Below are 8,719 nucleotides of genomic sequence, written 5' to 3'. Positions count from 1 at the left end.
TATGTGCTGGTGGTGGCGCAGTTCGGCAGCTTCAAACTGCCGCTGGTGGTGCTCACCCCCATCCCGCTCACCCTCATCGGCATCATGCTCGGCCACTGGGTGCTGGGCGCGGATTTCACCGCCACCTCGATGATCGGCTTCATCGCGCTGGCCGGCATCATCGTGCGCAACTCCATCCTGCTGGTGGATTTCATCCGCTGCCGGCAAGACTCGGGCCGTCCGCTGCGTACCGTGCTGCTGGAAGCCGGCGCCATCCGCGCCAAGCCCATCCTGCTCACCGCCGTCGCGGCCATGATCAGCGCCGTCACCATCCTCTCGGACCCGATCTTCCAGGGTCTCGCCACCTCGCTGCTGTTCGGTCTGGCATCCTCCACCCTGCTGACCTTGCTGGTTATCCCCGCCATTTATGTGGTACTGCGTGACGATGGGCGGCCCCATGACGTACAATAATCCCGCCGATCCGCACTTGGCCCAGGCCGCGCGGCAGATTCTCCATGCGCGCCTGCTCCCCCGCGTTGAGGTGCAGACCTTCTTTGACGAAGCCACCTTCACCGCCACCCATGTGTTGCACGACCCCGCCACCAAATGCGGCGCGGTGATTGACTGCGTGCTGGATTTCGACACCGCCGCCGGGCGCACCACCACCGCCTCGGCCGACGCGGTCATCGCCTACCTGCGCACTACCGGCATCACGCTGGACTGGCTGCTGGAAACCCACGCCCATGCCGACCATCTCTCGGCCGCGCCCTACATCCAGCAGCATTGCGGCGGGAGAATCGCCATCGGGCGCGAAATCCTGGCCGTACAGAACGTCTTCGGCAAAATCTTCAACCTTGGTGATGAATTCGCGCGCGACGGCTCGCAGTTCGGCCATCTGTTCGACGATGGCGCCACGTTCTCCCTGGGCGCCATCCCTATCATCGCCCTGCACGTCCCCGGCCACACCCCAGCCGACATGGCCTACATCATCGGTGAGGCCGCCTTCGTCGGCGACACGCTCTTCATGCCCGATTACGGCACCGCGCGTGCTGATTTCCCCGGCGGCGACGCCCGCCAGCTCTACCGCTCCATCCGCCGCCTGCTCGCCCTGCCAGATGAAACCCGGATCTTCCTCTGCCACGACTATAAAGCCCCAGGCCGCGATGCATTCATCTGGGAAACCACCGTCGCGGCGCAGCGCGCCACCAACATCCATGTCCATGACGGCATCAGCGAAGACGCCTTCGCCGCCATGCGCACCGCGCGCGACGCCACATTGGGCATGCCCAGGCTCATCCTGCCCTCGGTGCAGGTCAACATCCGCGCGGGCCAGCTGCCCCCGCCCGAAGACAACGGCACCAGCTACCTCAAACTTCCATTGAACCTGCTATGATCCTCACACAACTCCAGCTCGGCCTCGGCGGGTTCTCCGGCACGCTCGTTGGCTTCACCCTCGGGCTGGTCGGCGGCGGCGGCTCCATCCTGGCGGTGCCGCTCATGCTGTATGTCGTGGGCATCAAAAACCCGCACATCGCCATCGGCACCAGCGCGCTGGCCGTGGCCGCCAATGCCGCCACCGGCCTGTTCAACCACCATCGCGCCGGCACCGTGCGCTGGCAATGCGGCGGCGTGTTCGCCGTGGCGGGGGTTGTTGGCGCCATATTCGGCAGCAGCGCCGGCAAGGCGTTCGACGGCCAGAAGCTGCTCTTCCTCTTCGCGCTCCTGATGATCGCGGTCGGCATTCTCATGCTGCGCGGGCGCAACAACCCCGGCAACGCCGACGCCGAGTGCGAACGCAAAAACGCGCCCAAAGTCCTCGGCATGGGGCTTGCCACCGGCCTGTTCTCCGGCTTCTTCGGCATTGGCGGCGGTTTTCTCATCGTCCCCGGCCTGCTCATCTCCACCGGCATGCCGGTGCTCAACGCCATCGGCACATCTCTGGTCGCCGTCACCGCCTTCGGGCTAACAACCGCGGCCAACTACGCCCTCTCCGGCCTGGTTGACTGGCCACTGGCCATCGTCTTCATCCTCGGCGGCTTCCTGGGCAGCTTCTTTGGCATGCGCACGGCCCGGCTGCTCTCAGGCACGGCCGGGCGGCTGAGCACCGTCTTCGCATTCCTGATCTTCGCCGTCGCCCTCTACATGCTCTACCGCAGCGCCACCGCCCTGGGGTTCAACCTCTCCGGGCTATGAACCAGCCAGGGTCATGCCCTCGATCCGCAGGGTCGGCGCGTCGGTGCCGCGCTTGAACTCGAGATCGTTGGCAGGCTTCAGCGCCGCGAACATGCCGCGCAAATTGCCCGCGATGGTGAACTCCGCCACCGGCTCGGCCAGCACGCCGTTACGAATCATAAACCCCGCCGCGCCGCGCGAGTAATCGCCGGTGATGCCGTTCACGCCCATGCCGATCAGCTCGGTCACGAACAGCCCCTCGGCAATATCGGCCATCAGCTCCTGCGGGCTCAGCGCCCCCGGCTCCATGTAAAAATTACTGACCCCGCCAGCGTTCCCCGTCGTCTTCAGGCCCAGCTGGTTGGCGCTGCGCGTGTCCAGAATCCAGCTGGTCAGCACGCCATCGTCAATAAACGCACGCTGCCCGCCGGGCTGGCCCTCGCGGTCGAACGGGCGTGAGCGCCGCCCGCGCACGCGCAGCGGATCGTCAATAATGCGTATCCCCGGCGCGAACACCGCCTGCCCCAGCGCATCCTTCAGGAACGAGGTTTTGCGCGCAATCGCCGCACCGTTGATCGCCCCGGCGAGATGCCCGAGAAAACTCCCCGCCACGCGCGGATGGAACAATACCGGCAACTTGCCGGTTTTCGGCCGCACCGGGTTGAGCCGCGCCAGCGCCTGCTCCGCCGCCCTGCGCCCCAGCACCGCCGGGTCCTCAAGGTCAGCGCCATGACTGGCGGAGGAGGAGTCATAATCGCGCTGCATCCCCGTGCCCGTCCCCGCGATCGCGGTGGCGGAAACCCCGTGGTAGGAGCGCGGATACATGCCCGCAAAGCCCAGGCTGGTGGCCCGTAATGAAAAACTGCGCGACCAGCTGGCCGATGCCCCCTCGGAATTGGTGATCCCCGGCACCGCCAGCGCCGCTTCCTCGGCGGCGGCGGCGCGGGCGATCAACACCTCCATGCCAGGCTCCAGCGGATCATCCAAATCCAGCAGCACCGCATCCATCGGCGGCGGCGCCTCGGGGATTTCAGCATAAGGGTCCTCCGGCACCACGCGGGCCATCGCCACCGCCTGCTCAGCGAGGCGCGCAAACGCCGCCGGATCAATCGAACTGGCCGAAATCGAGGCGCTGCATTTGCCGACAAACACCCGCAGCCCCAACTCGCGGGATTCCGCGCGCTCGGTCTCCTCGATCTTGCCCATCCGCCGCTGCACCGAAATCGAGGTGCCAGCACTCAGGCCCACTTCCGCGACATCCGCCCCGGCGGCCTTCGCCGCACGCAAAAACTCCTGCGCCTGGGCCAGCAACTCCTGGTTCTCGTCCATGTTCAAGCCGCCAGACTATCAATGATAGATGAGAGTTTCGGCACCTGCCCGATCGGCCCAATGGTCGCCAGCGTCGGCCGGGAGCGGAAAATCTTCGCCGCCGCCGCGCACACATCCGCCTGCGTCACCGCCTCGATCTTCGCAACCGTCTCGGCGGCGGGGATCACCCGGCCGAAAATCTGCCACTGGCGCGCCAGCTGCTCGCAGCGGCTGCCCGTCGACTCCAGGCTCATCAACAACCCGGCCTTGAGCTGCGCGCGGGCGCGGTTCAACTCCGCCTCGCTCACCGCCAGCTGCACCTTCGCCAGTTCCTCCAATGTCACCGGCATCAGCTCGGCCGCCTCGGACTCACCCGTCCCCGCGTAAATCCCGAACAACCCGCCGTCCACGGCCGGGGCGGTGAAGCTGTAGATGGAATACACCAACCCACGCTTCTCGCGGATTTCCTGGAACAGCCGCGAGGACATGCCCCCGCCCAGCAACGTGGAGAGCAGCATCGCCGGATAATAATCCGGCTCGCCGTAAGCCGGCGCGTCAAACCCCAGCACGATATGCGCCTGGTCCAGCTCGCGCTGTTCCCGGTATTCACCGCCCATGTAATCCGCCGCCATCGGCTCATGGCGCTCGGCCTTGGGCAGATCAGCAAAGTGGCGCGCCACCATATCCACCAGCCGCTCATGTTCCAGATTGCCGCAGGCGGCGATAACCATGTTCTCCGGCGTATAATGCGCGGCCATGAAACCTGGCAGCGCGTCGCGCTTCATACCTTTGATGATGGCCTCCGTGCCCAGCACCGGGCGGCCCATCGGCTGCGAGGGATAGGCGGCGGACTGGAAATGGTCGAACACGATATCGTCGGGCGTGTCGTTCGCCTGGCCGATCTCCTGCAAAATCACGCCCCGTTCGCGCTCCAGCTCCTCCACCTCAAAGCTGGAATGGCACAGAATATCGCCGATGATATCAACGCCAAGCCCCAGGTCTTCCTTGAGCAGCTTCACATAATAGGCCGTCTGCTCGCGCGAGGTGTAGGCGTTGATGTGCCCCCCCACATTCTCGATCGCCTCGGCGATGTCGATAGCCGAGCGGCCCGCCGTGCCTTTGAACGCCATATGCTCCAGAAAATGCGCGACGCCGTTTTCCGCCGCGGTTTCATGGCGCGTCCCCGCCCCGATATACGCGCCGAACGAGACCGTCTCCACGCGCTCCATCCGTTCCGTCAAAACCGTGAGGCCCGAGGGCAGCGTGGTAATCATAACCTGTTCAGTCATCAAATATTCCTGTTCGCAAAATTCCGTACCAACGCTTTGACCTGCTCGAAATCGTTCGGGGCGGTCATATAACGCTCTTGTCTCTCATATAGGTTGGATAAATGCAGCGGTAAGGCCGGACGGAAACCAACGGCCTTTTCGATGGCATCGGGGAATTTGGCCGGATGCGCCGTCGCCGCCACGATCACCGGCAGGCCCACCGGCGCGCAGGCCCGCGCCGCCGCCAGGCCGATGGCCGTATGCGGGTCGGCCAGATACTGCGCCTCGCGCCAGGTGCGCGCGACCTCCGCCAGCGTATCCTCGTCGCTGAGCCGCAAGCCCACGAAATCCCGCCGGATCGCGCGCCACACATCCTCCGCCACGCTCATTTTCCCGGTGGCGCGGAAATCGGCCATGGTCCGCGCCGTGGCCGGGGCATCGCGGCCCAGGAACTCATGGAGCAGCCGCTCGAAATTGGAGCTGACGCCGATATCCATGGACGGCGAAAGGCTTTCCTCCACCGGGCGCAGGCTCATGTCGTTGCTCGCCAGAAACCGGCTCAAAATATCGTTGCGATTGCTCGCCACGATGAACTTGCCGATCGGCACGCCCATCTGCTTGGCCGCCCAGGCGGCCAGCACATTGCCGAAATTGCCCGTCGGCACCGCAACGGCAACCTCGCGCTCCGGCGCGCCCAGCGCCAAAGCGGCGGCGAAGTAGTAGGGTATCTGCGCCGCGATGCGCGCGAAATTGATTGAGTTGACCGCTGAGAGGCTGATCTCATGGCGCAGCGGCACATCAGCGAACATCGCCTTCACCATATCCTGGCAATCGTCGAAATTGCCTTTCAGTGCGATATTCATCACGTTCGGCGCGGCCACCGTGGTCATCTGGCGGCGCTGCACCTCGCTGGTGCGCCCTTCGGGGTGCAAAATGACGATATCCACCCGGCTGCGCCCGGCCATCGCCTCAATCGCCGCCGAGCCGGTATCGCCCGAGGTGGCGCCGACGATGCAAACCCGCCCGCCACGGGCCGCCAGCACATGCTCGAACAAATGCCCGGCCAGTTGCAGCGCCAGATCCTTGAAGGCCAGCGTCGGCCCATGGAAGAGCTCCAGCGCGAAAGTTGAGGTATCAAGCTGCACCAGCGGCACCACCGCGGGGTGCGGGAAGCCGGCATAGGCGCGCCGGCACATCGCTTGCAAATCGTTAAACGCGATGCAATCGCCCACAAACGGCGCCATCACCCGCGCCGCCAGCTCCGCATAGGGCAAGCCGCGCAACGCCCTCAATTCAGCCGCAGAAAATTGCGGCCAGCTCCCGGGCATGTACAACCCGCCGTCATCGGCCAGCCCCGCCAGCAGCACACCCGCAAAATCCTTACCCTCAGCCTGGCCCCGTGTGGATACGTAACGCATAAATCTCTCCAATGGTGCTTTGGCTATACTATCGGGCCAGGGCTGGCAGCAATGCGTCCAGCCGCTTGCGGCCTTCGGCTGTCGCCGCCAGATGCGTGGGGGTCTGGACCAGATACCCCTCCTCGATGCAGGCGGCCAAAATCACGGGCTCCACCGCGTCGGGCAGCGCGGTGCCGGTACGCGCGAAAAAATGCTCAAAGCCAATGCCCTCGGCCAGCCGCAGCCCCATCAGCAGCGCCTCGCGGGCGCGATCGCGGGTGTTCACCACCTCCTCGCGCGTCACGCCGCTGCCGGTGGTCTCAACCAGCTCCGCCCAGGCCTCCGGCCCGCGATGCTTCGCGCCGGCCACCAGCTCCCCGCCCAGGGTCAACCTGCCATGCGCGCCAGGGCCGATCCCGGCGTAATCATCATAACGCCAATAGCTCAGATTATGCCGGCTCTCGCCGCCCGCTTTGGCGTAGTTGGAAACCTCATAGGCCCGCAGCCCGAAGCGCGCCGCCTCCTCGGCGGTGGCGTCATACAGCGCCGCCGCCAGCTCCTCGCCCGGCATCTCGAACGCCCCGCGCGCATAGAGCGTGTGGAATTTGGTGCCTTCCTCGATGGTGAGCTGGTAGAGCGACAAATGGTCCGCCGCCAGGCCCAGCGCAAAGCGCAACTCCCGGCGCCACGCCACCTCGCCCTGCCCGGGCCGCGCGAAGATCAGATCAAACGAGAGCCGGGGGAAAATTTTGCGCGCCAGCTCGATGGCTTCAACCGCCTGCCGCGCCGAATGCTCCCGGCCCAGAAACTTCAGCGCCTCGGGCTCGAAACTCTGCACCCCGATGGAAACCCGGTTCACCCCCGCATCGCGATATCCGGCAAAGCGCCCGGCCTCGATGCTGGTCGGGTTCGCCTCCAGCGTGATCTCGATATCCGCCGCCGGGCTAAACAACGCCGCGGCATCGCCGATCAGCGCCGCCACATTCTCCGGGTCGAGCAGGCTCGGCGTGCCCCCGCCGAAAAAGACCGAGGTGAGCCGCCGCGGGCCGATGCGCGCCGCCTCATGCGCCAGCTCGCGCCGCAGCGCCGCCACCATGCGCGCCTGCGGGATTTTCTCGCGGACATGGGAGTTAAAGTCGCAGTACGGGCATTTGCTCAGGCAAAACGGCCAGTGAATATATAACGCGAGAGGGTCCATCGCCTGGACATACGCCAATCTCTCCGCCTATCCAAAATCCCATGGACGCCATCACCGTAAACAACCTGGTCAAGCGCTACCCGCACACCCTGGCGGTGGACGATATCTCCTTCACCCTGCCCCAGGGCGGCGTGCTCGGCCTGCTTGGCGGCAACGGGGCGGGCAAGACCACCACCATCTCCATGCTGCTCGGCCTGCTGGTGCCAAGCTCCGGGCAGATCACCGTGCTGGGCCATGACATCGCCCGCGACCGCTTCAAGGCGCTGGAACGGATGAATTTCTCCTCGCCCTACATAGCACTTCCCGCCCGGCTCTCGGTGGAGGAGAACCTGCGTGTGTACGGGCATTTATACAACGTGCCGGACCTGAAACGCCGCATCGCGGAGCTGGCGGCGCAATTCCACCTTGGCGCGTTGCTCTCCCGCCCTGCGGGCGAGCTTTCCGCCGGGCAGAAAACCCGCGTAGCGCTGGCCAAATCGCTCATCAACAAGCCGGACCTGCTGCTGCTCGACGAGCCCACCGCCAGCCTGGACCCCGACACCGGCGATTATGTGCGCAGCATGCTGGAAGCCTACCGGGCCGAGACCAACGCCGCCATTTTGCTCGCCTCGCACAACATGGCCGAGGTGGAGCGCCTGTGCGATACGGTGCTGATGCTGAAAGCCGGCAAAATCGTCGACCAGGGCACGCCGGACGCGCTGATCGCCCGCTATGGGCGAGAGGACCTCGAACAGGTGTTTCTTGACATCGCGCGGAGGGAAGAAGCATGAAAACCTCCCTACGCCGCATCTGGGCGATGATCTACCGCCATCTCGCCGTGTACCGCCGCTCCTGGCCGCGCGTTGCCGAGATCGCCTACTGGCCGACGCTCAACCTGCTGATCTGGGGCTTTACCGCCAACTACATCGGGCATCTGCGCGCCATCCCCGGGGCGCAGACCGCCAGCGCGCTGATCGCAGGGGTGCTGCTGTGGGAGATCACCCTGCGCGGCCAGCTTGGCGTGACGCTGGGGTTTCTGGAGGAGATCTGGTCGCGCAACCTGGGGCATATCTTCGTGAGCCCCCTGCGTCCGGCGGAGCTGCTGGCGGCTTTGCTCTCGGTTTCGCTGCTGCGCACGCTGGCCGGCCTGTTTCCTGCCACAATCATCGCGTACCTGTTGTATCATTACAATATCCTGCTGTTGGGACCAGTGCTGTTGCTGTTTTTTGTCAATCTGCTGTTCATGGGCTGGTGGATCGCGCTTGGCATCGTCTCGCTGCTGTTTCGCTACGGCGCGGGGGCCGAGGCGCTGGCCTGGACCATCGCTTTTGGCATCACCCCGGTCGCCTGCGTATACTACCCGGCCACGGCGCTGCCGGGCTGGCTGCAACCCGTGGCCATGGTGCTGCCGGCCGCGC

Annotated in this window: 9 protein-coding genes; 5 read left to right on the top strand and 4 right to left on the bottom strand. The window is 65.4% G+C overall.

Annotation, left to right across the window (positions count from 1 at the left end):
• From HKL97_RS10850 to HKL97_RS10840, 3 genes are all read left to right on the top strand, one after another.
• Positions 1–450: efflux RND transporter permease subunit (locus HKL97_RS10850; protein WP_291425210.1), on the top strand; the 450-nt coding region annotated here is incomplete at its 5' end.
• Positions 437–1,372, top strand: coding sequence for an MBL fold metallo-hydrolase (locus HKL97_RS10845; RefSeq protein WP_291425208.1), 936 nt, complete (start codon positions 437–439; stop codon positions 1,370–1,372). The genes HKL97_RS10850 and HKL97_RS10845, both read left to right, overlap by 14 nt.
• Positions 1,369–2,172, top strand: a complete 804-nt coding sequence (locus tag HKL97_RS10840) for a sulfite exporter TauE/SafE family protein (protein ID WP_291425206.1) — start codon at positions 1,369–1,371, stop codon at positions 2,170–2,172. Before HKL97_RS10845 ends, HKL97_RS10840 begins: the two co-directional genes overlap by 4 nt.
• Here HKL97_RS10840 and HKL97_RS10835 read toward each other — a convergent pair.
• Genes HKL97_RS10835 through hemW form a run of 4 tightly spaced genes read right to left on the bottom strand, consistent with a single transcriptional unit; the run spans position 2,167 to position 7,322 of the window.
• Complete coding sequence (locus HKL97_RS10835; RefSeq protein ID WP_291425204.1) at positions 2,167–3,480, bottom strand: TldD/PmbA family protein; 1,314 nt, start codon at positions 3,478–3,480, stop codon at positions 2,167–2,169. The genes HKL97_RS10840 and HKL97_RS10835 overlap by 6 nt on opposite strands.
• Positions 3,481–3,482: 2 nt before the next feature.
• Positions 3,483–4,748 (bottom strand): pitrilysin family protein, encoded by a 1,266-nt coding sequence (locus HKL97_RS10830; RefSeq protein ID WP_291425202.1) that lies wholly within the window; start codon positions 4,746–4,748, stop codon positions 3,483–3,485.
• Complete coding sequence (gene thrC / locus HKL97_RS10825; protein WP_291425200.1) at positions 4,748–6,145, bottom strand: threonine synthase; 1,398 nt, start codon at positions 6,143–6,145, stop codon at positions 4,748–4,750. The genes HKL97_RS10830 and thrC overlap by 1 nt, the downstream gene beginning before the upstream one ends.
• 28 nt (positions 6,146–6,173) lie before the next feature.
• Complete coding sequence (hemW, locus tag HKL97_RS10820) at positions 6,174–7,322, bottom strand: radical SAM family heme chaperone HemW (RefSeq protein ID WP_291425198.1); 1,149 nt, start codon at positions 7,320–7,322, stop codon at positions 6,174–6,176.
• A 41-nt stretch (positions 7,323–7,363) separates the two neighbouring features.
• On the opposite strand from hemW, the gene HKL97_RS10815 reads away from it, so the two are divergent.
• Positions 7,364–8,092, top strand: coding sequence for an ABC transporter ATP-binding protein (locus tag HKL97_RS10815; protein ID WP_291425196.1), 729 nt, complete (start codon positions 7,364–7,366; stop codon positions 8,090–8,092).
• A partial coding sequence (locus tag HKL97_RS10810) for an ABC transporter permease (protein ID WP_291425194.1) occupies positions 8,089–8,719 on the top strand: 631 nt, incomplete at its 3' end. The genes HKL97_RS10815 and HKL97_RS10810, both read left to right, overlap by 4 nt.

This window comes from Acidocella sp. (assembly GCF_013044125.1).
Taxonomy (GTDB): Bacteria; Pseudomonadota; Alphaproteobacteria; order Acetobacterales; family Acetobacteraceae; genus Acidocella.
Note: the sequence above shows the minus strand (reverse complement) of the source record. Positions and strands in the feature narration are given on the sequence as shown.

What these genes read in the sequence shown, in the direction of transcription:
- HKL97_RS10845 (WP_291425208.1), top strand. Translation starts at nt 437, where the DNA reads ATGACGTACAATAATCCCGCCGATCCGCACTTGGCCCAGGCCGCGCGG.
- HKL97_RS10840 (WP_291425206.1), top strand. Translation starts at nt 1,369, where the DNA reads ATGATCCTCACACAACTCCAGCTCGGCCTCGGCGGGTTCTCCGGCACG.
- HKL97_RS10835 (WP_291425204.1), bottom strand. Translation starts at nt 3,480, where the DNA reads ATGGACGAGAACCAGGAGTTGCTGGCCCAGGCGCAGGAGTTTTTGCGT.
- HKL97_RS10830 (WP_291425202.1), bottom strand. Translation starts at nt 4,748, where the DNA reads ATGACTGAACAGGTTATGATTACCACGCTGCCCTCGGGCCTCACGGTT.
- thrC (WP_291425200.1), bottom strand. Translation starts at nt 6,145, where the DNA reads ATGCGTTACGTATCCACACGGGGCCAGGCTGAGGGTAAGGATTTTGCG.
- hemW (WP_291425198.1), bottom strand. Translation starts at nt 7,322, where the DNA reads ATGGACCCTCTCGCGTTATATATTCACTGGCCGTTTTGCCTGAGCAAA.
- HKL97_RS10815 (WP_291425196.1), top strand. Translation starts at nt 7,364, where the DNA reads ATGGACGCCATCACCGTAAACAACCTGGTCAAGCGCTACCCGCACACC.